Below are 24,480 nucleotides of genomic sequence, written 5' to 3' on the forward strand. Positions count from 1 at the left end.
ATAACTTTCCAATATTCCGCAAATAATCATTATATATAGTTATGTTTTGGAGGAATGTTTATGGAAAAGGGATTGTCAGCCTGGCAGCTGGCCATGATGGCTTTGGGCACAGTGGTAGGAGGTTCTTTTTTTCTCGGTGTCTCATTAGCCGTCCATACGGCCGGCCCGTCAGTCATTCTTTCATATATAGTAGGTGGTATGCTGGTGTACATCATCCTATATGCACTTTCTGAAATGACGATAGCTGACCCGGAACCCGGTTCATTTCGTACATATGCAGAAAAGGCCTTTGGTTCGGGAGCGGGCTTTGTAGTGGGCTGGGTTTACTGGACAGGCCTTGTATTGGCAATGTCAAGCGAAGCGACGGCGGCATCGATTTTATTAAGCGACTGGTTTCCCGCTGTTTCACTGCCCTTGATCGGGAGCATCATCATCATAGGAGTCACATTAATTAATTTGCTGGGTGCGGACCGGCTAAGTAAGCTGGAAAGCGGCCTTGCGGCGGTAAAACTCCTTGCAATCGCAGGTTTTGTGATTTTAGGCGTATTATTAATTATTGGGCTCATGCCTGGCTCTCCTCGCGTGGGTGCCGGCGCATTGACAGGAGAGCCTTGGTTTCCTGCGGGTCTTGGGGGAATTGCGGGAAGCATGCTCATTGTCATGTTCACCTACGCAGGTTTTGAGGTGATTGGATTGGCCGCGTCGGAGACGAGCGATCCACATAAGACCGTACCGAGAGCAATTACTATAACCATATTGACCCTGGTAGGTCTTTATATTGCAGCAATTACTGTCATGCTGCCATTGCTGCCCACTGCCGGCTTGACGGAGGATGTCAGCCCATTGGTGCTGGCATTGGCCGCGCATGGTGTAGGCTGGGCTGGAAATGTAATGGGGATTGTGTTAGTTACTGCCATTCTTTCTACAATGCTTGCAGCCATGTTCGGATTGGGGCGAATGATTCGATCTCTTGCTGAAGAAGGCCATGCTCCTTCGTGGATTAAAGGAAAAGGAGACGTTCCGTTCCGGGGAATCTTGTTTTCGGGGGCAGCTATGCTCGCTGCGCTGGGCCTCGGCTTGCTGTTGCCTAAGCAGGTTTATGTTTTTTTGGTCAGCTCCGGAGGTTTTGCTTTGTTATTTACCTACATTGTGATTGTCGTTACGCATTTAAAATTCCGGAAGAAGTATGGCTGCCCTGAGAAAGGCGAATGCCGCCTGCCAGGATATCCGTACTCATCCTGGATTGTTATAGCAAGCCTAATTGCAGTGATTGCCAGCATGCCGCTGGTTCCGGGACAGGGAGCCGGGCTGGCAGCAGGATTATCTTTGATTGTTTTGTACAGTGCTATTTATTGGGTCGCAAAATCCCGGCGGCTGCGCCTGGAAATGGCAGAAAGAAGGACGCGTTACAGGATGGAATCCCTCCGTCCCTATGCTCACGTTGAGGCCGCAAAAGAGCTTTCTCCTGACCTAAAACAAAACATGGAACAGAATGATGAAAGTAAAAGAAATAAATAATGATCAAATTCATGATGGAGCTTTACCGAGAGATTCGGCTAGGCTCCTTTTTTTTATCGTAGGATCAGGAAATCTTCAAAACGCACTGAATTTTTATGAAAAAACAAGTGCTGATTGTAAAATTTTGGTGACCCAATCTTTTTAACATGATACTTTTAAAGTAGACTTGGCAACGATTGCTTGGTACTAGTGTCTGGAAATAGAAGGTGTACACAAAGCACCTGGCTGCACATATGTAAGGGAGAATAAACATGGGGAAAATCGATATGATCGCTGTTTTGAGCTCTGCTTTTGCTTGGATGACTATTGGGATGATGGCATTTCGAATATACAGGAAACAGCCTGTAAAGTTAAAGATATGGAAGGTTCTTCTCGTCACGTTGATCGGCCTTTTTTCATTTTCGATTAATTGGCCGGTGAATGGTTTAGTAATGAAGATTTCTATTTTGCCCCTCGGTGTCTGGATTTTGTATTTTTGGAAGGGAAGGGCTAAACGCTGGAAATATTATCGGCCATTCGCCTGGCTGGGATTTTCCGCTAATTTAATTTTTTTAGCATCCACTTTAATTTCAGTGCCATGGCATCATGCCGTGTATTCTACAGATCGGCTAAGTACCTATATTTCAAATAGTGATAAAGCCGAGGTCATAGTTACCCATCCCTCCGCACATGCTGGTATCCTTGACCGGAAACGGTTGATCGAACAGATCGATACTATGGAGCAACAGACTATTTATAGTGAACAGTGGTATCTACAGCAGGCTGGAGATCCCACTAAAAGAGAAGAGCGGTTCCCCTACCAGCTCATCGGGACCAGTCCCAAATTTGGAAGAGGGCTTAAGACATTGATATATGCGGAAGCTGACGGCAAAGGACTCTTAATCTCTACAACTGAAGAACAGCTGTATTTTCGAGCGAGAGATTCGTTCATAGGGGAGAGGGAATAGACATGCAAAGAAATAAGAGAATTTCACTCATATTTTTAGGGGCATTTGGAATGTTTATGTCAGCAGCTAGTTATTGGTTTTATTTTTCTGGGTCTGCTTCTTTTCCTGCCGAAAGACAATTGATTGATCATATCAATACATATTTTCCGGAATCGTCTGTGGATCAAATACAAGAGACAGTGAATGTCGATGAGCGTCATGTTTTTGTACCTTTTATAACAAAAGATCAAAAGTATGGCGGAAGCAACTGGGAATGGAAAAAGCATCAATGGGAGTGCACTGCTATTGAAACGAAGGGAAATCCGTATATTTGGAAGATTGACGAAAATGACCCTGCTTCCTTTTATCTGGTTTGGAATGGAAATCCAAGTCATGAGCTAGGTTATATGAAGTTATTTATGAAAAGAAAAGCAGGCTATTCAGTATCCGATGGGAAGGAGAATTATATCCCTAATATCCAAATGGAAGCGGGGATTAATATCCGGGAAAAGTCGTTTGGTGTTCAAAAGCTGCCTGCTAGCTGGGCTCACACGTTAACTTCACATATTAAAATGGGATCAGCTGCACAGCCATTCAGCCTATTTAAAGATAATGGTTTCCAGCAGTTCCAGTTTGGTTGGTTGCCGTTCAGCAGCATGGAGGGTGAACTGATATCACCCGAAAACATGGATTTGACAGGGTTTTCACGTCAAGGCGAGGATACGGAAACCTTTTTGCTGCTGAATCAAATGGAAGTGTTTACTGAATCATCACATTAGGAATCGAGGCAGACTGGCCTAGTTTTTTTACACTCAGTAAGGCTTGCTGGACCTTGGCTGTTTAACATCAATATTGCCGGGTAAAGTTCACCAAAGTGTCATGAATTTATATAGATGCTGGATTGTATTATCGAACAGGGTGATGTATTCTTTAATTGTGAAAAGTTTCACAAACTTACAAGCCTTTTGATAATCTAATGAAAGAAGGATGATTCAATATGACAGATCACAAAGTTAGCCGTGTTGCATTGATTGGTACAGGATTTGTAGGTTCCAGCTACGCTTTTGCCCTAATGAACCAGGGTTTGGTAGAAGAATTGATCATGATTGATGTAAACAAAGAAAAAGCAATTGGTGATGTCATGGATTTGAATCATGGAAAAGTATTTGCCCCTAATCCAACAGATATTCGATATGGGGAATATGAAAACTGTGCAAATGTGGATTTAGTTGTGATTTGCGCCGGAGCCAACCAGAAGCCAGGTGAAACACGGCTGGACCTTGTTGATAAAAACTTAAAGATATTTAAAAACATTGTGGAGAATGTAATGGCTAGCGGATTTGATGGGATTTTCCTTGTAGCAACGAATCCGGTTGACATCTTGACCTATGCGACATGGCGCTATAGCGGGCTGCCGAAGGAACGGGTCATTGGCTCTGGTACAATCCTTGATACCGCACGATTCCGCTTCCTTTTAGGCGATTATTTTAAGGTAGCGCCGAAAAACGTCCATGCGTACATCGTTGGTGAGCATGGTGACAGTGAGCTTCCTGTATATAGTTCCGCAGATATTGCCGGGATTCCGGTTTTGAAGATGATTGAAAAAGAACAGTACCAAAAAGAGCACCTGGATGAGATTTTTATCAATGTCCGTGATGCCGCTTATAAAATCATTGAAGGAAAAGGTGCGACTTATTACGGCATTGCCATGGGCCTGGTCCGCATAACCAGAGCAATCCTGCAAAATGAAAATAGTGTACTTACTGTATCCGCCCATCTTGATGGCCAATACGGGGAAGAGCAAGTGTATATCGGGGTGCCTGCAATCATCAATAGGAGCGGCATCAGGGAAATTGTCGAGCTTGAGCTGGATAAGGATGAACAGCAAAAATTTAAAGAAAGTGCCCGCGTCCTGAAGAAGATTTTGGCCCCGCACTTCGAAGAAATCAAATTATAAAAATGTCGGCGGGGTGCTGTTAACGGGCTGTATGTATGACTATGTGAATAAACCTTTTATGGAAGAAGAAGCTGCGATGTCAGAGATATGATGTATTATACTAACATCTTTGCAAATTATAACCCCTAATGCCGGCTCGCATCAGGGGTATTTTTCATTCTTCCATATATCATTTAAGTGATAATGTTCATTATTTTATTCAACCCATTTTACGACATCATCAAAGGGCCTGCGCGCTTTAGGGCGTGGATCCTCTACCCGGTATCCAAAGGCAGCCATGACTGAAATGCTGAAATGTCCATCCTCCAGTAATCCTGCTTCATCGAGAAGCTGATTCATCTTTTCAATATTAAAGCCTTCGATTGGACATGAGTCTATGCCGATCTGTGCTGCAGCCGTCATCATATTTCCGAGTGCCACATAGGTTTGCCTGCATGCCCATTCGTATAACAGGCGGTCATCAGCAAGCAGCTTGAAATCTTCTTTTTGGAATTCCTCGATTCTCCCAATCAGCTTTGAAGTGATATCCTCGGGGATTTTTGCGACATTCAAGAATTGGTCCTTTATGTATTCAGAGTCGTATTTAGTATCCAGTTTGGTCCTTGCGAGGATGATCACAAAATGACTCGCTGCCGGCAGCTTGCCGTACGCCCCCCATGAGGTGTTCCGGATTTTTTCCCGCAGTTCAGGGTTTTGAACAACGACAAATCGCCATGGCTCTACTCCAAATGAACTTGGCGAAAGATGGGCAGTATCCAGAATAAACCGGAAGTCATCCTCTGGAATCTGTTTATTTGGGTCAAATTCCTTTGTTGCATGTCTAAAATGAAAAGCTTCGAGAATTTCCTGTTTCAATATATCTTTATCACGCATGTAGTCCACTCCCTTATAGTTGTTTAGTGATAGTATTTGCTCGCCCTGATAATTTATTTATCTCATACTTGTTCTGAGCACTGCCTTCCTTCATATACATGGCGCCTCTAGTTGACCTTCCATCGTGATCCACGTAAGCAAGGCCCATCCGGACGAATCATGCAGAAAAATGTCTGAACATAGCAAACGTTATTAATGGTTTTACCCTGGCACTTCGTTTTCAAACAGGTTAAAGGTCTGTTCATAAGCAACATAATGGACGATTCCTATAACGTTGATAAATAAACGATGCCGTGTCTTCAAGACGTAAACGGTTTTTAAACACTTTGTTAAACGTCTGCTTCATATATGCGAGGGTGTAAGCACATTAATGCAGGTGATTTTGCCATTTGAAAATCAGATGGTCTATCAGTTGCAGATACAGCGTTTGTTTTGTAACCGGTTTTTTATCAATATAGCAACTCAGTAAGCATTTTTGTGCCGGAACATAATAAGCAGAACCGTTGACATTATAAAAATGCTATTATAATATAATTTCTTGTATTAATCACATATAATTACTTGGATTTAAGGAGGAGCTTCAATGTTACAAATGATCCTTACTGGATTGCTTTGTGGGGCTTTGCTTGGATTTGTCATGCAAAGAGGGCGTTTTTGTCTCACAGGCGGTTTCAGGGATATGTATATAGCAAAAGATAACCGCATGTTTTATGCGTTATTGATTGCGATTGCTGTTCAGAGTGTCGGTGTATATGCCTTGATTCAGACAGGTGCTGTTCAATTTACAGCAGGAGCCTTTCCATGGCTGGCTGTCATTGTTGGCTCTTTTGTTTTTGGAATCGGGATTGTACTTGCTGGCGGCTGTGCCACTGGTACATGGTATCGTGCAGGTGAAGGCCTGATCGGAAGCTGGATTGCCCTTTTCGGTTATATGCTGATGAGCGCGATCATGAAGTCGGGTCCGCTGTTGCCTTTCAACACTTCCATGCAGTCTGTCCAGCTTCCAACTAACTCGATTGCAGAATCGACTGGATTATCTGTTTGGGTATTTATTGTAGTATTTGCTGTTATTGTAGTTTGGATTGTAATAAGAGAACTTAGCAAGCCGAAGGTGATGATTCCTTCATTGAAGCCTAAGCGCAGAGGGTTGGCGCATTTGTTGTTCGAAAAGCGCTGGCACCCATTTTTTACGGCACTTTTGGTTGGCCTTATTGCCATTCTTGCATGGCCTTTAAGTGAAGCGACAGGCAGGATGTCAGGTTTGGGTATCACAACTCCATCAGCGAATATTCTTCAGTATTTAGTGACAGGCGATGTGAAAATCATTAACTGGGGAGTTTTCCTTGTGCTTGGAATTTTCCTTGGGTCATTTATCGCAGCTAAAGCGAGCCGTGAGTTCCGTTTTAGAATGCCAGATGTAAAAACTGGTATTTCAAGCTTTATCGGTGGTTTGCTAATGGGCTGCGGCGCAAGTCTTGCAGGCGGCTGCTCCATTGGGAACGGCCTGGTCATGACTGCGATGATGACATGGCAAGGATGGGTTTCATTAGTATTCATCATTTTAGGAACCTGGACAGCGTCTTATTTCGTATTCGTTCGTCCGAATGTTAATAAGAAATCAGCAGCGGCAAAAACCGCTGTTACAGCATAGGGGGAAGTAAATATGCAAAAAACATTGGAAGTGATGGGTATGGTTTGCCCATTCCCATTAGTTGAAGCAAAAAAAGAAATGGAAGAACTAAATTCAGGTGACGAATTAGTCATCAATTTCGATTGCACACAGGCAACTGAAAGCATCCCACGCTGGGTTGCGGAAGCTGGCCACACAGTTACAAGCTATGAGCAGCTTTCAGATGCAGCTTGGACAATAACGGTTAAAAAGAAGTAAAAAAATCTAGAAATGCCAGGTGCATGCCGCCTGGCGTTTCTTGAAACAATGCATTTCCAGGGTGTTGTTTTTAAGAATCAAAACAGCAGCTATTTTATTATATTTGCCTAGAGCCCAAAATGGTGATAGAATAAAAGAATAATATACCAATCTTGTTCAATACGGCTTCTTTATAAAAATGATTTATATGAGTAAACGTAGATAGAACAGGATCAGTCATTATCCCAAGTAAATTACCTGGGAACATACTTACACACTCCGTAAAGGGGAGTAGCGTCAGGTGCAGCCTGAAACAAAGTCGTCATTACATGGATCCACGCGTCCATCGGCTTTGTTGGCATATATTGTATGCTCAGCGAGACCTTTGCCTTCATGGCAGAGGTCTCGCTTTTTTTGGCTGCATATGGGCAAAACACAGGAATGATCCTAAAGAAGGAGGAATTTTTAGCAGTGGAATTTTTTACAGCGGATTTTTTTACAGCATTACTAGCCATTATCATCATCGATTTAGTGCTGGCAGGCGATAATGCCATCCTTATAGGATTAGCATCCAGGAATCTGCCAAAAGAGCAGCAGAAGAAAGTTATTTTATGGGGTTCTATCGGCGCCATAGTGATCAGGGTGATTGCGACCATGGGTGTAGTATGGCTGCTTAAGGTTCCCGGATTGCATCTGGTGGGCGGCCTTATGCTCGTCGTCATTGCTTATAAGCTTCTAGTCGAAGAAAATGAACATGCGGACGTAAAGGCTGGAGACAGCTTCTGGGCTGCCATTAAGACCATCATTGTTGCAGATGCCTTGATGGGCCTTGATAACGTGCTGGCAGTTGCTGGGGCATCACATGGAAACTTTGTTCTTGTAGTCCTTGGCCTGTTAATATCTGTTCCGGTTGTTATGTGGGGAAGCACCTTGATTTTAAAATGGATCGACCGTTTCCCGTTTATTGTAACCATCGGTGCAGCGATACTGGCATGGACGGCTGCTAAAATGATTGTAGGTGAGCCATTCTTGCACAATTACTTTGAAAGTGCATGGTTAAAATACGGCTTTGAGATTCTAGTGGTGGCTGGTGTTGTTTTAGGTGGAAGATACAAAATGGCAAAGTCGCAAAAGAAGGATTCACCATCACATGGAAATAAAGAGAAAAAACTTGCAAAAGTAGGCTCTTAATATTCTTGGTGGATTGTTTCGGTATATTTTAACGCTACGGCGGAATTCACAGCGTGGATTTTACGTTTTAAGGGCTTTTCCCAGGATGGGAGAGCCCTTTGTGATTTTATGTCAAAAGATTTTTTTTGTAGTTTGTCCTAAAAGGGCTTTTTTTTATTTTACACGGCATGGAACGATTTGACGGTTGTCCGCCAGTCTTGGAAACCGATTCAATTACCTGTCAGGTGTAGTCTGTTCTGCCAGCCGAGTATGGGCTGAATTTAATCGATGACTAAGTTCACATAACTGTCACAAAAACCATCGATCTCATTCTACTCTTCCTCTCTTCGTTTATATAACAAGGGTGAAGACTGATACGATCGATGGGAGCAGTATGGAACTAAGTATGCATTCAATTCGTACTGCTCAAGTGTTCACTGTGATTATTAAAATGTTACATGTGAAGAAATCGATTTCTATTAGTCTTCCAAAATAAATGCTGCCTGGTTCACCGCAATTTCTTTGCGGGAGAGAGGCAGCGGGGAGACAGCCGGAATGAAATCAGGAAATGTAGAAAACTTTAAGGACATGTCAAATTTCAGAGATATACACGACTTCAACAATCAGATCGAACAGTGGATGGTGGAATTGAAAACGCAGTTCACCAAATCAGAGCTGGCAGCATTAAAACGATTAATCCGTTTTTCAGCAAAGGTAGCCGGTATCTGCCATGCGAAAATCGGCACGCTGGTAGCTGCCACCCATGCAAAGGATGCTGCCGGAATCTCACGTTCCACATTTAAGCGAATGGCGGGGAAAGCAAGGAATTTCGGATTGCTTGAAATTCACGAAACCGAAAGAAAGAATGGTTCTCAGACAGCGAATCTTTATGTGTTCAATCGTTTTGAACCACCCAACATGCAAAAATTGAACCAGCCTAAAACTAATAATCTTTCAAAAACCAGCAAAATAAAAAATATAAAAACACGTAATAATGTGGACTGTATAGGCGAGCCTCATGAAACTTCTCCAAACCAAATCGGGGATGTTAAAAAGGAACTAAACCTACAGTCTGAAAATCATGAACAAGGCTACCAACGAATTGCCGTACAACAAGCAGGTGACAGAATTGAAATTATACAGAAAGGACGATTGCAATTTGCAGAATGCCAGAATCAAATTGCCAAACTGGATGCCGATCACAGTGGTTCGATAAAACAGAATGATGGACCCAGCCAGGAAGTTTTACCGAGCGGAAACATTGAAATGCCGCTGGATTCGACTTTTGTAAGCGAGCGTGTTCCAAATGATTTTACCCATCTCGTCAAGTGTTTTTTTAACGACGCAAAAACGATTGAAGAATATTGGAGGATCGTCAGGATAACCGCTAAGAAACATAAAATTGAAGGCGATATAATAGGAACAGCATTGCAAGCTTTTAAAATGCTCATTAGAAAAATGAAAATGGATAGAGTGAAAAATCCATTTGGTTTCTATTACGGCATGCTTGACAAGAAATTCCACATTCTCCATTTCAGGGAACTGTCCGAAGCATTCTGGAACAGCTGATTGAAATGGTTTAGGGGTCAGCTCCCAATAGGAAGGTAAAGAGGGTATTCTATAGATGCAACGACTTGGAGCAGAAACGTAATTTTTTGGGGGGAGGGAAACAGTTTATGAAACTGATTGAAGGAGCCCTGGAACTGGCAAGTAAGGCACATGAAAAGCAGTACAGGAAGGCCTCGGAAATTCCGTATATTACGCATCCTGTAGCAGTCGGGATGCTGTTATTGAAAGAGGGATACGCGGAAGAAATCGTTGCGGCCGGTATCCTGCATGATACGGTGGAGGATACATACATATCCTTGGGAGATATTGAGCGACTGTTTGGGTCGAACATTGCAAGGATTGTGGAGGGCTGCTCAGAGCCGGATAAATCATTGTCCTGGGAAAAGAGGAAGGAGCACACAATAGAATATCTCAAAACTGCGTCGAAAGAAGTGAGGCTGGTAGCATGTGCAGATAAGCTGCACAATATCCGGACCATCGTTCGCGACTATGAAGAGGTTGGAGATGCTGTCTGGAACCGATTCAATCGCGGGCGTGAACAACAGGAATGGTACTATCGCAGTCTTGTTGAAAGCCTGGGACATGCATCATCATTCGGGCTGCTTGATGAACTGAAAGCAGAGGTGGAAAGGTTATTTTTTAGAGAATAGAGTGGCGCGCGATAATGGGATATATGGAGATCATGTTGGTGTAAGCACTTTGGCAGGTGTGCGAGACTTGGTAAAATGCTGTCAGGAAACAACTTCTATTACTCTGCAAGGTTCATCTGCCCACTTTTATGATATTGGGAGTTGTGAAGGAATAATGGTACTCCTCTTATTCCTATTTTATGAATGATATAAAAGATATTGACGAGCCGATTTTATGACTCATCAATATGCATTTGTCCAGATTTAGCTAAGATGAAGGAAAAATGCAATTTGATAAGAAAAAACTTAGCAATTTCTGCTGAATTTTACACTTTTGCTGAATTTTTTTATAAATTCTTTATCATATACATTATGCTGGCAAACAGACAGTATCCAAAATGGCCTTACGCTCGAAATCATCGATTTTATGCTCGATATTCGGTATTTATGCTCGAAATCACGGTTTTTATGAGCGATATTCAGAATTTGCGCGCGAACACAGGATTTTATGCTCGAAGCCAAACTGGATTGAAGCCCAGTTCCTATGTTCCTATTCAGGATTATATGCTCTAACCCAAACTAGATCGAAACCAGGTACAGATATGAACGTACACGATTTTTAAGCTCTAACTCAAATTGGATTGAAGCCGGGCAGGTATGATCGGACCCGGTTTTAAGTTTAAAGCCAAACTGGATGGAAGCCCAGGCCCTATGTTCAAATTCGTGATTATATGCTCTAACCCAAATTGAATTGAAGTAAAGCAGGTATGAACGGTTTTAAGTTTACAGCCAAACTGGATCGAAGCCCAGGTCCTATGTTCGAATTCAGGATTATATGCTCGAAGCCAAATTGGATTGAAGCCGGGCAGGCGTATGATTGGACCCGGTTTTTAGTTCGAAGCCAAACTGGATCGAAACCCATGAGCAGGTATGAACGAACACAATTTTTAAGCTCGAAGCCAATTTGAATTGAAGCCGGGCAATATGCTTGAACACCGGCTTTTCTGCTCGAACCAAACCCATTCAGCACCATCATCAATGAAAACACTTGCCAGGCCCAGCATGTTGGGAGGCATCAAATCAATTGGCTATCAATGTGTCTTAACATCCTTCATGCAGTAATCATAAAAACAGGGCCATAAATATGTTATGGCCACATTCAATGGATGGAAATTTCAAATGGAATTTCATCCGACTCTGCACCTCTATAAATCATTAATAATAATATACGTCGCTTTTACCGGTCCGTGTACACCTACCACCAGGTTCAGTTCAATGTCGGCTGAGTTGCTGGGACCCGTAATAAAATTGATGCAGGAGGGGACTTTATTTCCTTCCAAATGCCTTTGGCGGAGGATTCTTGCCGCCTGGGTCATGCGCGGGACGATGCTGCTTTTAGGAATCAGAGCGATGAAGCATGTCGGAAGAAAGTTGACCGTTCTGCCTCGATCCTTATCGCTTAATAAGACAACTGTTGCGGATTCGGCAAGTGTAATTTCGCTAATGGTAATGGCGACGTTCGCTTTTTCGGCGATACGGATGTTTTCGTCGCCTTTTGTATGGTCCCATTCATGCACTTCGATATTTTGCTTAGGCCAGGAGTCCTTCATAAGCGGTTCGAGGCCCCATTCGGAATACCTCTCATCCTTCCATTTAACCACCGGCCCTCCGCCGTGATCAGCGACCACCTTATCCAGGGTCATCCATAAGCTGTCGACATTGGTTTCTATCAGGCTGGTATGGATTTTTAGGCAGTGAGTTTTCAGCACTTCGACCAATTGATCGGGAGTGGCACCTTTTAGCACCTCATCCTGTGGATGGTATTTCCAGGAAGGGCGGGGTATTTCTGAAGAGAGACGATTACGTCCAAGGCGGCTTGCGACCTGGTCTAAAAATGCATCCCGGTTCTGGATGGTTCCTTTCATCAGTGGCTGCCTCCTTTTTCTCGGTTCTTATACCAGTCTCTGAATCTTTCTTTATTAGGGGCAGGGAAATCTCGTATTTCGGTCCAGGCCTTTAACGGCCCTGGCCCTTTCGAGATTTTATTGCCGTCCGTAAATGGATTCATTGCGGCAGGTGCAATCTTCGATCCCATTTTGTATAGGGCAGGGGATGCGGCTCCTAAGCCGAAGGCCTTCATGGCAAGCTTTTCTGCAATGGGTGCTCTCCCTTCTTTTTCAACGATGACCTGCCGATGTTTATGGAGGAGCTCGTGAAGCGGAATTTTTACCGGACAGACCTCCGTACAGGCACCGCACAATGTCGATGCATAAGGGAGTTCCTTATAATCGTCATAACCGCCAAGCAGCGGGGACAGGACGGCTCCGACTGGCCCGGAGTAAATGGAGCCATAGGAATGTCCTCCGACATGCCGGTATACCGGACAAGCATTGATGCAAGCCGCACATCTTATGCATTGAAGGATGGATTGGAACTCGCCGCCAAGAATTTCAGAGCGTCCATTATCGACAATGACGAGATGGAATTCCTCCGGTCCATCCACATCCAATTCTTCCTTGGGGCCTGTCAGGACAGTAATATAACTGGTTAATCTTTGTCCGACCGCGCTTCTGGTGAGCATACTGACAAGGACTTCCATTTCCTCAAAGGTAGGAACTAGCCTTTCCATTCCCATTACAGTAATCTGTGTTTTTGGCAGGGAGGTAACTAAATCTGCATTTCCTTCATTTGTAACGAGTGTAAAGGATCCTGTTTCCGCAATGGCAAAGTTGCAGCCTGTAATCCCGATGTCCGCCTGAAGAAATTCCTCGCGGAGCTTTTGTCTTGCATGTGCTGCCAGCTCCTCCGGTTTGGAGGTTTTTTGGTATCCGAGTTTTTCCGTAAAAACGTCGCGGATTTGTTCCTTATTTTTATGTAATGCCGGTACGACGATATGTGAAGGAGGTTCATGGTCATCGACCTGAAGGATATACTCGCCGAGGTCCGTTTCAATTACCTCACAGCCAGCCTCTTCAAGGCAGCTGTTCAGGGAGATTTCCTCGGTTACCATAGACTTTGATTTGACCACTTTTCTTGCATTCTTTTTGACGATGACCTCTTTGATATATTGATTGGCTTCTTCTGCCGTCTGCGCAAAGAATACATGCCCGCCGCGGCTGGCGACATTTTCGCTCAGCTGCTCCAGGTAGTAATCGAGATTTTCCAAAACATGCTTGCGGATTTCCTCTCCATGCGAACGCCATTCCTCCCAGTTGCCGAGTTCCTCTACTACATCATGGCGACGTGAGCCAATCCGTTCCTGGGCACCAGCCACCGCTCCGCGCAAAAACGAGTCATTGATGCCCTGGTCGACCCGTTCCTTAAAATTGCCTGTACCAATTTTCATTGGCATAGGGATCACGCTCCTTCCTATAATATTTCTCCGAGTAATATGTTTAGCGGCTGTTTAAAACTTCCGCAATATGCATCACTTTAATAGGCTTGCCAGTGCGTTCGATCCGCCCGCCGATATTCATCATGCAGCCGGCGTCAGCGCCTATTAAGTATTCGGCTTCTGTTTCCTCCACATGCTGGACTTTTTCGTCCACCATCTGTTCGGAAATCTGCGCCATTTTGACCGAGAACGTGCCGCCGAATCCGCAGCACTGTTCCTTGTTCGGAAGCTCTGTAAATTCCAGCCCTTTCACATGATTCAATAGAATCATAGGAGCCGACTTTATACCGAGCAATCTGGTCATGTGGCAGGAGGTGTGATAGGTAGCTCTGCCAGGGAGAGCTGCCCCAACGTCTTCGATTTGTAAAACATCTACGATAAACTGGGTCAATTCATAGGTTTTTTCTGCGAGCTTCTGTGCTTTCGGACCCCATTCAGGGTCTCCGCCAAAAATATGCGGGTATTCTTTGAACATAGCAGCACATGAACCGGAAGGGGAAACGACATATTCGGCGTTTTCAAATGCGGTGATCATCTTCTTCATGGCTTCCTTGGATTCTTTTACATAGCCGCTATTGTAAGCGGGCTGTCCGCAGCAGACCTGGCTTTCGGGAAAGTCGATTTCACATCCAAGCCGTTCAAGCAATTCCACTGTGGCTTTTCCTACATTGCTTTGAAACATATCAACCAGGCATGTAGCAAAAAGGGTCACTTTCATCTTTAGCCTCTCCTTGTTTCTTTCTATCTGTTTATTGGACTGGTTGTTTACGGGATAGTGCCCAAACTATCTGATCATGGGTAACGGTAGAAATAGAAGGGGATCAGGCCCCTTTTAATGCACTAAAGCGGGAAAAAGGGCCTGATACACTTCGACTAAAGCATAAGACTCATGCTGCTCTTTCCGCTATAAAACAGCAGGTCATCTGACGATAAGACAACAAATATTTACAATATTCAAAATAATATTACTACAATATAGTTTTATATTGAAAGGGTTTGCAATGCTTTTTTGAAAAATACATCTTTGGTGGCAGTGAAGCGGTTGCTCCCCAGGTCATTTTCCCGGCTCTGTCTGTGTGTGCTTCATGCTGCCATGCAGGACTTCTTCCACATTTTCTATATGCTTCAGCATGATCTTACGGGCCTTCTCCGCATTCTGTTCTTTTATGGCACGGTAGATCGAAACATGCTCTTCATAAAGCCTGTCTGTAGACGCCTGCTGGGAAAAAAGCCAGAGCTGACGCGTTTCTTTCATCGTTTCAGCCATCATGCCCGATACATGGTTCATTAAGCTGATTAATAAAGGATTATGCGAGCCTGATGCGATTGCCAGATGGAAGTCGACATCCGCTTTTTCGCCTGCGTCTCCATTTCCATTTGAGTTCTTCATGGCTGCCAGGGATGTCTCCATCGAGGCAAGGTCTGCTTCTGTTCTGTTTTGAGCGGCCGAATAGGCTGTTCCTACTTCAAGGATTTTGCGGACCTCCAGTAGATTAATGATGTCTTCAGAATTCATTAATATAGCAGTGGTTACCGGATAGGCAATCTGCTCTGATTCAAATTGCCTGATATACGTGCCTTCACCCTGGCGGATTTCAAGAAGTCCCATTGCCTGAAGGGAGGTAAGCGCCTCCCGTACCGACGGGCGGCCTACCTGAAAACGGGAAGCGAGCTGCTGGACAGAGTCCAGCTTATCGCCGGGCTTTAATTTGCCTGTGCGGATCATGTCATGAATCGCCTCGGCCACCTGTTCATATATTTTTTTGGGTTTGATTTTTTTATATTCCAATTGGATTGCCCCCGGTTCAGTTGAGATAATATTCGTGGTATAAGGTAGAGACAAAAGGGTGCCATATGGAGGAGATTTTAGTATTCCTTGTATAAACGGTTGAAAATTCTGAATCTTAACCCTATAATTTTCTTACATATATCAATCATCAAGTCATCAGATGACCTTATCATAAACTGAAAGCGGTTACTATTACAAGGGAAAATGCAGCCTCCGCTGTCGAATAAAATCATCCGCAATCAGGATTGCATTCTACATACGGCTATTTTTTATAGGTGCATTAAAAACCGAGAAGAAAAGAAAGGGGAGGAAAATTTGATAGAGGCACTAGCAAAAGAAAAAATTATTTCAATTGTAACCGAGCAAAACTACGATGATACAAAAGCAGGCAGACTCGTCTATTCCTATGATTCCACGCCCAACTATCAGGCGCTTCCGGATGCGGTCGTCAGCCCGAGAAATACATCGGAGGTAGCCGAAGTCGTCAAGATTTGCAATGAACATCATATTCCAATTGTACCCCGCGGGTCAGGGACGAATCTTTGCGGCGGTACATGCCCGCTGGAAGGCGGCATTGTGATGCTGTTCAAGCATATGAATAAAATCCTTGAAATTGATGAAGAAAATTTGACGGCAACCGTGCAGCCGGGTGTTATAACATTTGATGTGATTACGGCAGTCGAAGCCAGAGGACTGTTTTACCCGCCTGACCCGGGTTCCATGAAAATTTCTACCATCGGGGGCAATATTAACGAGAATTCCGGAGGTCTGCGCGGATTAAAGTATGGTGTGACACGGGATTATGTGATGGCTTTGGAGGTTGTGCTGCCGAACGGTGAAATCATCCGTACAGGCGGAAAACTTGCGAAGGATGTAGCGGGCTATGATTTTACCCGTCTTTATGTAGGCTCTGAAGGGACACTTGGAATTGTCACAGAGGCAACATTAAAGCTCATTCCGATTCCTGATGCTAAAAAGACGATGCTAGCGTTATATCAGGACATGGAAGAAGCGGCGAAAACAGTTTCGAAAATCATTGCAAATAGGATCATCCCTGCCACTCTTGAATTTCTCGACCAGCCTACACTAAAAGTGGTGGAGGATTATGCCAGGATCGGATTGCCAACGGATGTCCAGGCAGTCCTGTTGATTGAGCAGGACGGCCCGCTTGAGGTAGTCGAAAGGGATATTCTGAAAATATCAGAAATCTGCAGGCAGGAGAACGCTGTTTCCGTACAGATCGCCCAATCGGAAGCGGAAGCCGAGGCATTGCGGACAGCCCGCAGGACAGCCCTTTCCGCGTTGGCGCGCTTGAAGCCTACGACGATTCTTGAGGACGCTACCGTGCCAAGGTCTGAAATCGCAACAATGGTGAAGGCGATCAACGAAATTGCTCTGAAGTACAATCTGGATATATGTACATTCGGGCATGCAGGGGATGGGAATCTACATCCTACATGCCCGACAGATGCCCGCAACCATGAGGAAATGGAGAGGGTGGAGAAGGCTTTTGCGGAAATCTTTGAAAAAGCGATCGAACTGGGTGGAACCATTACGGGTGAACATGGCGTTGGCGTCATGAAGGCCCCATATCTGGAATGGAAGCTTGGGGAAACTGGAATTGCCGCCATGAAGGCAGTGAAGAATGCCCTGGATCCGAATAATATCATGAATCCGGGCAAAGTATTCGCGGAAATAAGCAGAAAGCGGGTGAAGGTGGGACAATGACGACTCTAAAAGAACAGCAGAAAATCCAGGAGGAATTCGCCGGGCGAATGGACAAGGATGAATTGTTGAATTGTATGAGATGCGGGTTCTGCCTGCCGACATGCCCTACTTATATTGAATCTGGCTACCAGGAATCTCATTCTCCGCGCGGCAGGATCGCTTTAATGAAGGCGGTTGTGGACGGCCTGGTGGAACCTGATGAAGATTTCGAGAGATCGCTTGATCTGTGCCTCGGATGCCGGGCATGTGAACCTGTATGTCCATCAGGAGTGAATTACGGCCATCTGCTGGAGGAAGCAAGAGATATCGTCAATCAGAATAAAAAGCATTCCTGGCCGGTTAAAACGGTCAGAAAGGCAGTATTCAGCGGACTATTTCCTTATCAGAACAGGATGCAGAGCATTACGGGAATGATCGGGCTGTACCAGCGCTCCGGACTGCAGAAGGTAGTCAGAAGGACAGGGATGATAAAACTGCTGCCGGAAACGCTTGCTTCGATGGAAAAGGTATTGCCGGCGGTACCTACGATGAAGGAAATGAAAAATCGTCCTGAACATTTGCCGGCGATCGGAAACCAAACGAGCAGGGTAGCATTTTTTAGCGGCTGCTTAATGGATACGGTTTTTCTTGAAACCAATAATGCCACGATGAAACTGCTTCAATTAGCCGGTTGTGAAATCGTCATTCCCAAAGGGCAGTCCTGCTGCGGAGCGCTTCACGGACATAGCGGTGAAAAGGAAAGTGCAAAGGAGCTTGCCAAGAAAAATATCCAGGCATTCGAGGACTTGAATGTAGATTATATCATTACAAATGCCGGCGGCTGCGGGGCATTCCTGTTCGATTATGACCATTTGCTAAAGGATGAACCATTATGGAAAGAACGCGCGGCGGCTTTTAAAGAGAAAATAAAGGATATTGCAGAAGTTTTGGTTGCTTCCGGCTTCCATGAAAAAGTCAAACTGGAACTTCAGCAGCAGGTAATTACGTATCAGGACTCCTGCCATCTAAGGAATGTTATGAAAACGGCGTCCGCTCCAAGGCTGCTCATTCAGTCCATCAAAGGGGTGGAATATAAGGAAATGCAGCAGGCAGACCGTTGCTGCGGCTCTGCCGGAATCTATAATATTATTGAATCTGAAATGTCCATGAAATTGCTGGATACAAAGATGACTCAGGCAAAAGCCACCCAGGCCTCTACCATCGTAACAGCAAATCCAGGCTGCCTGCTCCAGATGAAGCTGGGAATAGAGAGGGAGGGCTTGTCGGACACGATGAGGGCAGTCCACCTGGTCGACCTTCTCTTGGAGGCTGTCAAGGAACCCGCAGCTGTATAGTACTGCTTTTACAGTTCACGGTTTTGATGGAAAAACAGTCATCTGAAAGACTATGATAAAAATAAATATTGATAGAAAAGGAGTAACCAAAATGAAAGCGCAAATAATTGAAGCATTTGGCGGTCCCTCTGCCTTTAAATTAGCAGAGATTGAAAAGCCGGATGTGCTTCCTGGATATGTTTTGATTAAAGTCCATGCAACAAGTGTCAATCCGATCGATACGAAGGTACGAGGCGGTGCAGTTCCAGCCGTCTCTCCGGAATTTCCAGCCGTACTTCATGGGGATGTGGCCGGCGTAGTCGAAGAGGTCGGTGAAGGAGTCGCCGATTTCAAGTCTGGAGATGAGGTGTTTGGCTGTGCAGGCGGGTTTAAAGGGACTGGCGGGGCGCTTGCTGAATACATGCTGGCAGATGCAAGGCTGCTAGCAAGAAAACCAGGCAATATCACGATGGAGGAAGCTGCCGCCCTTCCCTTGGTCAGCATCACTGCCTGGGAAGCCCTATTTGAAAGGGCAAACATTCAGCCGGGACAAAATGTATTGATTCATGCAGCAGCCGGAGGAGTGGGACATGTAGCCATCCAGCTTGCAAAATGGGCGGGGGCAAAGGTCCATACGACTGCTTCTTCACAGGAAAAACTGGATATGGCGGCTAGCCTTGGTGCTGATGCGGGCATTAATTATAAGGAAAAGTCGGTACAGGATTATGTACAGGCATATACGGATGGAAAAGGTTTTGATATAGTTTTTGATACTGTGGGCGGGGAAAACCTAAATCGTTCATTTGAAGCTGCCGCAATTCATGGCACCGTTGCAGCGATTGCAGCCAGGTCGACTCATGACCTTTCTCCCCTTCATGCAAAAGGATTGTCCCTTCATGTAGTATTTATGCTGCTGAAAATTATCAATGAAAATGAGCGCAAGCAGCATGGCGAAATCCTGAAAAAGATTGCCGGCCTTGTCGAGGAAGGGAAGCTTCGGCCGCTTATCGATTCAAACAGCTTCACGTTTGATCAGGTATCAGATGCGCATGCCCTGCTTGAATCAGGAGAGGCAGTAGGTAAAGTCGTCCTAAAAAATAACTGGTAAAACAGATTGTCTGTATTGTAAAATACAAAAATCCTGGGGAGAGATAGGAATTAGCACGCATTGTACTATCTTTCCTCTTCTATCAAGCGATTGGACAGGCTGAAATATATTTGCTTGCGGTAAAGGAGACTTTGAATATCAGCTGGCGATAATATATAAATAAGCCGCGCTAGTGTAATTACCTGAAAATCTATCTTCCTTCTGTTTTCTTACTCCTTGGCATAAATGTTTAAGATTCATTTTGGCACAAAAGCATTTCAATTTTTATAAAATTCGCAATATTGGTTGAAAATTTTAATAGGTGCTGTTTTAATTAAATGTAAGCGTTACAATAATCTGCAATAAAGGACAATCCATATATATGTAATCAGAAGGCAAGAGGCTTCAGTGTAAATGAGTCTCGGACAAACTGATTTTTTTAAAGAATAATAGAAACGTCGTTTGTTATTACGAAACAGTAGGAGGAGTCAGTGGTGATTACAGCTAATCTACTATCAGAGTTGCACGCTATTTTACCCCTTGGAAGAGTCAAAGAAGGGGATCTACTTGGCCACCCACTGGGCAACGGTGCCCAGGTTGAGGTCTACCCGGAAACCGAGGAGGAAATTGCAGCCGTCTTAAAGTTTGCCAATGATAATGGCAAAAAGGTCAATGTAGCAGGCGGGAGCACCAAAAGAGGTTTTGGCGGGCTGTTTGATTCCGCCGATCTCCTCCTGTCTCTATCAAACTATAAGGGTATTGTCGAGCATACAGTGGGGGATATGACGTTGACCGTAAAAGCAGGGACCCCCTTCAAGGAGCTGCAGGAGTATCTCGCACAGTATAACCAGAAGGTGTCGCTCGACCCTGCATGGCCGGAATTTTCCACGATCGGCGGGATAATCGCTTCCAACGAAAGCGGCCCTAAGCGGTTAGGATACGGTTCTGCCCGGGATACTGTAATTGGACTCCGTATGGTTTATCCAGATGGACAAATCATTCGAGCCGGCGGCAAGGTGGTAAAAAATGTAGCCGGATATGATATGAACAAACTGTTTATCGGCTCCATGGGTACTCTTGGCGTATTATCTGAAGTGACCGTAAAGCTGCGCCCGCTGCCAAAGGCAGAAAGCCTCGTATTGCTTTCCTTTCCCAATGAAAACCTGGAGGATGTACGCTCGTTCGTTACCCGGCTTTTGGATTCAGTGATGGAGCCAATTTCTTTGGAACTCATGAATCCAGAGTTATCCGAAGCATTGACAGGCCAAAAAGTATTTACTCTCGCCATTTCCTTTGAGGATGTGGAAAGCTCTGTCGCTTACCAGGTGGAATATGTAGACAATTTACGCCCTGTCGGCAGTTCTATGACCGTCCTTCGCCAAAATGAGGCCCAAGCGTTTTGGAGTAAATTTTATTGCATCGCTCCAAATGGTGCGGCAGCCGGGACAGAGGATGTATCAAGAGCTTCTTTGAAAGTCGGGGTGGTCAATATGGATGTTCTGAAGGTGCTCAAGGAAGGCCAAGTTTTGAATGAATCAGGCAAGCTTTCAGTGGAAGCTCACGGCGGGCTTGGGCACGGACTTTGCCAGGTTCATTTACAGGGGGAAGAGGAGGACATCTTACAGGGAATCAAACAGATCCGAGGACTGGCCGAGTCATCGGGCGGCTATGCCATTGTCAAACATCTGCCGTTTTCCCTTCGCCAAAAGCTGGATGTGTGGGGCCCGAAGCCATCACATTTCTTCTTGTTAGAAGGAATTAAGACAAAGATTGATCCAAATAGAATTCTTAATAATAAAAGATTCGTAGGGGGGATTTAAGTGAGCGTTAGAGAATTGGACATAAAGCAAGACCCGGCATGTTCCACTATTGGCCTTGGAAACTATCTTTGGAAGGATGCGCCGGACGAAAGCAAATGGGCGGATTGCGTACACTGCGGGATGTGTCTGGAATCATGCCCGACGTATGAACAGACAGGCCAGGAGCAGCATTCCCCCCGCGGACGTGTCCATATCATTAAATCAGTGGCTGAAGGGAAGCTTGAGGTAAATGAGCAATTCATGGATCCAGTATTTGCCTGCCTAGATTGCCGTGCTTGCACAACTGCCTGTCCGGCAAATGTGGATGTAGGCGGTTTGATAGAAGAAGCCCGCGGCCAGATTCGGCAGGCTATGCCATTGAAAGGGGTCAAGGGGGCAGTAAGCAAGGTATTCCTTGAAGGGCTGTTCCCGCATCCAAACCGTTTGAATGCGGTTGGAGGTTTATTAAAATTCTATCAAAAGAGCGGCTTGCAGAAGGTAGCCCGCAAAACCGGGCTGATGAATTTCATGCCTGAGCATTTGGTGGCTATGGAAGCGATTATGCCTGAAATCCAGCAGCCTGTGCGCAAAAGGTATGAAAATGAAACCGTCATTAAAGCACAAGGAGAAGTGAAGGCTGAAGTCGCCTTTATGACCGGCTGTGTGATGGATGTTATGTTCAGTGACATCAATCAGGCTACAATCAATGTTTTAACGAGGAACGGCAATGATGTTACCATTCCGAAATCCCAGACATGCTGCGGTGCGCTGCATGTTCATGCCGGTGACCGCGATACAGGAAGAAAGCTTGCAAAGCAAAACATAGAGGCATTTAAAGATGCTGAAAAGATTATCGTGAATGCCGCTGGCTGCGGCTGCATGATGAAGGAATATGCTGAATTGTTCCGGGAGGAGCCGGAGTGGCATGATAAGGCGGAGGAATTCTCGGCAAAGGTAGAGGATATTTCAAAATATCTGTACGATACTGGCTACGAAATCCCGCAGGCAGAGTTAAGCACGAAAATTACGTACCATGATGCATGCCATCTGGCGCATGGACAGGGAGTGCGCCAGGAGCCGCGTGACCTCCTGATCAGCATACCGGGTGTGGAAATGGTCCATATGCCTAACGCTGACCGCTGCTGCGGAAGTGCGGGCATATATAACATTACGAATCCTGAAATGGCCGGTGCCGTTCTTGAAAGCAAAATGGAGAATGTCCCGGAGGATGTCGAAATGATTTCTATGGGCAATCCGGGCTGTATGCTGCAGATGGCAATGGGTGTGAAGAAATATGGCAGAAACCAGCGGGTCGTCCATACCGTCCAGCTTCTGGATTGGGCTTATCAAAAAGAAGATGAACTCAAGGGGGGACATTGATGGCAATCAAAAAAATCAAATCCAAGGATCCTCATATTAAGAATCTGGCAAACTTGGTCGGCGGTGCCGATTCGATTCTTTACCACAAGGAAGATTTAGTTGCATATGACAGTGACGGCTTTACCCTTCACAGGCACTTGCCAAGGGCAGTTCTTTTCCCGAAGGACACGGAGGAAGTGGCAAGGATTGTGAAATACTGCTCTGAAAACCAGCTGCCATTTCTTGCACGCGGGGCGGGCACGGGCTTAAGCGGAGGTGCTATTCCGCTCAATGAAGAAGTAGTCATCAGCCTTGTCAGAATGAAGAAGCTTTTAAGCGTCGACCTTGAGAATAGGCGAGCTGTCGTACAGCCGGGCTTTGTGAACCTGAAGCTGACAAACTCCATTGCCCATAAAGGATATTATTATGCGCCGGATCCGTCGAGCCAGTATTGCTGTACCATCGGCGGAAACGTAGCTGAGAATGCCGGCGGGGCTCACTGTTTGAAATATGGAGTGACCACAAACCACATTTTGGGACTGGAAGTGGTGCTGCCAAACGGAGAAATTATCGAAATTGGCACAAATGGAATCCCGGATTCGCCAGGATATGATTTACTGGGGCTTCTAACAGGTTCTGAAGGGACCCTGGGAATCGTAACAAAAATCACCGTGCGGATTCTAAAGAATCCGGAGGCAAAGCAAACGGTCCTTGCCTATTTTGACAAGGTGGAGGATGGAAGCCAGGCTGTATCTGATATTATCTCAGCCGGTATTGTTCCAGCTGCCCTCGAGATGATGGACAAGACAGCAATTGAAGGAGTGGAAGCTGCTGCTTTTCCTGTTGGACATCCACGGGATATTGAAGCAGTACTGCTAATAGAAGTTGACGGAATTCTCGCCGGCATTGAGGAGCAAATCAATCAGATTCTCGATGTCTGCAGGCGCAGGAATGTGCGCGATGTCAAGGTTGCCCAGGATGAAGCGGAAAGAGGAAGATGGTGGGCAAACCGTAAAACAGGTTTTGGGGCCATGGGTGCCATTTCGCCGGATTATTTAGTTCAGGATGGGGTTATTCCGCGAAGCAAGCTGCCTCAGGTATTGAACAAGATTAACAAAATCAGTGAAGAATTCGGCCTTCGCATTGCCAATATCTTTCACGCAGGCGATGGCAATCTGCATCCGCTTGTTCTCTTCGACGCAAGGATTCCTGGTGAAAGCGATAAGGCGCTCGCCGCAGGAAGCGCATGCCTGCAAGCGTGTGCTGACGTTGGAGGCACTATTACAGGTGAACATGGTGTCGGAATCGAGAAAAGGGAGGAAATGCGCTTTGTCTTTACAGATGAAGAAATTATCGCCCAAACTGATATCCGCGAGGTATTCAATCCATATAATCTCTTAAATGCCGGCAAGCTGTTCCCGATGCCTGGGCGCTGTGTAGAAATCAAGAGAGATTTGAAAGAGAAGGAAGCAGCCATTTCATAAGGATTGCCTGGGCATGCA

Annotated in this window: 20 protein-coding genes; 15 read left to right on the top strand and 5 right to left on the bottom strand. The window is 45.2% G+C overall.

Translation table 11 applies throughout. The annotated features are described in order from the left end of the window. Positions 1 to 60: 60 nt before the first annotated feature. The 4 genes from V1500_RS08160 (at position 61) to V1500_RS08175 (ending at position 4,401) form a co-directional block, all read left to right on the top strand. Positions 61 to 1,518, top strand: coding sequence for an amino acid permease (locus tag V1500_RS08160; protein WP_409305067.1), 1,458 nt, complete (start codon positions 61 to 63; stop codon positions 1,516 to 1,518). Positions 1,519 to 1,769: 251 nt separating this feature from the next. Then, positions 1,770 to 2,465 carry a hypothetical protein gene (locus V1500_RS08165; protein ID WP_409305068.1) on the top strand — a complete coding sequence of 232 codons (696 nt, stop codon included), beginning with the start codon at positions 1,770 to 1,772 and terminating at the stop codon, positions 2,463 to 2,465. A gap of 2 nt (positions 2,466 to 2,467) precedes the next feature. Next, entirely contained in the window at positions 2,468 to 3,223 is a 756-nt protein-coding gene (locus V1500_RS08170) for a hypothetical protein (protein ID WP_409305069.1), read from the top strand. Positions 3,224 to 3,441: 218 nt separating this feature from the next. Beyond that, entirely contained in the window at positions 3,442 to 4,401 is a 960-nt protein-coding gene (locus V1500_RS08175; protein ID WP_409305070.1) for an L-lactate dehydrogenase, read from the top strand. 195 nt (positions 4,402 to 4,596) lie between these two features. Here the strand turns inward: V1500_RS08175 and V1500_RS08180 are convergent, their stop codons facing one another. Further along, complete coding sequence (locus tag V1500_RS08180; protein ID WP_409305071.1) at positions 4,597 to 5,274, bottom strand: NAD(P)H-dependent oxidoreductase; 678 nt, start codon at positions 5,272 to 5,274, stop codon at positions 4,597 to 4,599. Positions 5,275 to 5,857: 583 nt separating this feature from the next. Here V1500_RS08180 and V1500_RS08185 point away from each other — a divergent pair. The 5 genes from V1500_RS08185 (at position 5,858) to V1500_RS08205 (ending at position 10,530) form a co-directional block, all read left to right on the top strand. Continuing rightward, positions 5,858 to 6,925 carry a YeeE/YedE thiosulfate transporter family protein gene (locus tag V1500_RS08185; protein WP_409305072.1) on the top strand — a complete coding sequence of 356 codons (1,068 nt, stop codon included), beginning with the start codon at positions 5,858 to 5,860 and terminating at the stop codon, positions 6,923 to 6,925. A 12-nt stretch (positions 6,926 to 6,937) separates the two neighbouring features. Beyond that, the gene (locus V1500_RS08190) at positions 6,938 to 7,162 is read left to right on the top strand and encodes a sulfurtransferase TusA family protein (protein WP_409305073.1); all 225 of its coding nucleotides are present in this window, start codon (positions 6,938 to 6,940) and stop codon (positions 7,160 to 7,162) included. A gap of 420 nt (positions 7,163 to 7,582) precedes the next feature. Continuing rightward, a complete protein-coding gene (locus tag V1500_RS08195) occupies positions 7,583 to 8,332 on the top strand; it encodes a TerC family protein (RefSeq protein WP_409305947.1) in 750 nt (249 codons plus the stop codon). Between the two features lie 534 nt (positions 8,333 to 8,866). Further along, positions 8,867 to 9,880: a hypothetical protein gene (locus tag V1500_RS08200; RefSeq protein ID WP_409305074.1), complete on the top strand. Its 1,014-nt coding sequence runs from the start codon at positions 8,867 to 8,869 to the stop codon at positions 9,878 to 9,880. A 107-nt stretch (positions 9,881 to 9,987) separates the two neighbouring features. Continuing rightward, positions 9,988 to 10,530 (top strand): HD domain-containing protein, encoded by a 543-nt coding sequence (locus V1500_RS08205; protein ID WP_409305075.1) that lies wholly within the window; start codon positions 9,988 to 9,990, stop codon positions 10,528 to 10,530. Positions 10,531 to 11,714: 1,184 nt separating this feature from the next. On the opposite strand, the gene V1500_RS08210 is transcribed toward V1500_RS08205, so the two are convergent. From V1500_RS08210 to V1500_RS08225, 4 genes are all read right to left on the bottom strand, one after another. Beyond that, complete coding sequence (locus V1500_RS08210; protein WP_409305076.1) at positions 11,715 to 12,434, bottom strand: lactate utilization protein C; 720 nt, start codon at positions 12,432 to 12,434, stop codon at positions 11,715 to 11,717. After that, positions 12,434 to 13,861 (bottom strand): LutB/LldF family L-lactate oxidation iron-sulfur protein, encoded by a 1,428-nt coding sequence (locus V1500_RS08215; RefSeq protein ID WP_409305077.1) that lies wholly within the window; start codon positions 13,859 to 13,861, stop codon positions 12,434 to 12,436. Before V1500_RS08215 ends, V1500_RS08210 begins: the two co-directional genes overlap by 1 nt. A gap of 43 nt (positions 13,862 to 13,904) precedes the next feature. Then, complete coding sequence (locus tag V1500_RS08220; protein ID WP_409305078.1) at positions 13,905 to 14,621, bottom strand: (Fe-S)-binding protein; 717 nt, start codon at positions 14,619 to 14,621, stop codon at positions 13,905 to 13,907. A 336-nt stretch (positions 14,622 to 14,957) separates the two neighbouring features. Next, complete coding sequence (locus V1500_RS08225) at positions 14,958 to 15,692, bottom strand: FadR/GntR family transcriptional regulator (RefSeq protein ID WP_409305079.1); 735 nt, start codon at positions 15,690 to 15,692, stop codon at positions 14,958 to 14,960. A gap of 315 nt (positions 15,693 to 16,007) precedes the next feature. On the opposite strand from V1500_RS08225, the gene glcD reads away from it, so the two are divergent. The 6 genes from glcD (at position 16,008) to V1500_RS08255 (ending at position 24,462) form a co-directional block, all read left to right on the top strand. After that, positions 16,008 to 17,420: a glycolate oxidase subunit GlcD gene (gene glcD / locus V1500_RS08230; protein ID WP_409305080.1), complete on the top strand. Its 1,413-nt coding sequence runs from the start codon at positions 16,008 to 16,010 to the stop codon at positions 17,418 to 17,420. Next, positions 17,417 to 18,754: a (Fe-S)-binding protein gene (locus tag V1500_RS08235; RefSeq protein WP_409305081.1), complete on the top strand. Its 1,338-nt coding sequence runs from the start codon at positions 17,417 to 17,419 to the stop codon at positions 18,752 to 18,754. Before glcD ends, V1500_RS08235 begins: the two co-directional genes overlap by 4 nt. A 91-nt stretch (positions 18,755 to 18,845) precedes the next feature. Beyond that, positions 18,846 to 19,841, top strand: a complete 996-nt coding sequence (locus V1500_RS08240) for a zinc-dependent alcohol dehydrogenase family protein (RefSeq protein WP_409305082.1) — start codon at positions 18,846 to 18,848, stop codon at positions 19,839 to 19,841. Between the two features lie 473 nt (positions 19,842 to 20,314). Then, positions 20,315 to 21,640: an FAD-binding oxidoreductase gene (locus V1500_RS08245; protein ID WP_409305083.1), complete on the top strand. Its 1,326-nt coding sequence runs from the start codon at positions 20,315 to 20,317 to the stop codon at positions 21,638 to 21,640. Next, entirely contained in the window at positions 21,641 to 22,999 is a 1,359-nt protein-coding gene (locus V1500_RS08250) for a (Fe-S)-binding protein (RefSeq protein ID WP_409305084.1), read from the top strand. Next, positions 22,999 to 24,462 carry an FAD-linked oxidase C-terminal domain-containing protein gene (locus V1500_RS08255; RefSeq protein WP_409305085.1) on the top strand — a complete coding sequence of 488 codons (1,464 nt, stop codon included), beginning with the start codon at positions 22,999 to 23,001 and terminating at the stop codon, positions 24,460 to 24,462. Before V1500_RS08250 ends, V1500_RS08255 begins: the two co-directional genes overlap by 1 nt. The last annotated feature ends 18 nt before the right edge of the window (positions 24,463 to 24,480 follow it).

Source organism: Peribacillus sedimenti (assembly GCF_046237635.1).
GTDB lineage: Bacteria > Bacillota > Bacilli > Bacillales > DSM-1321 > Peribacillus > Peribacillus sedimenti.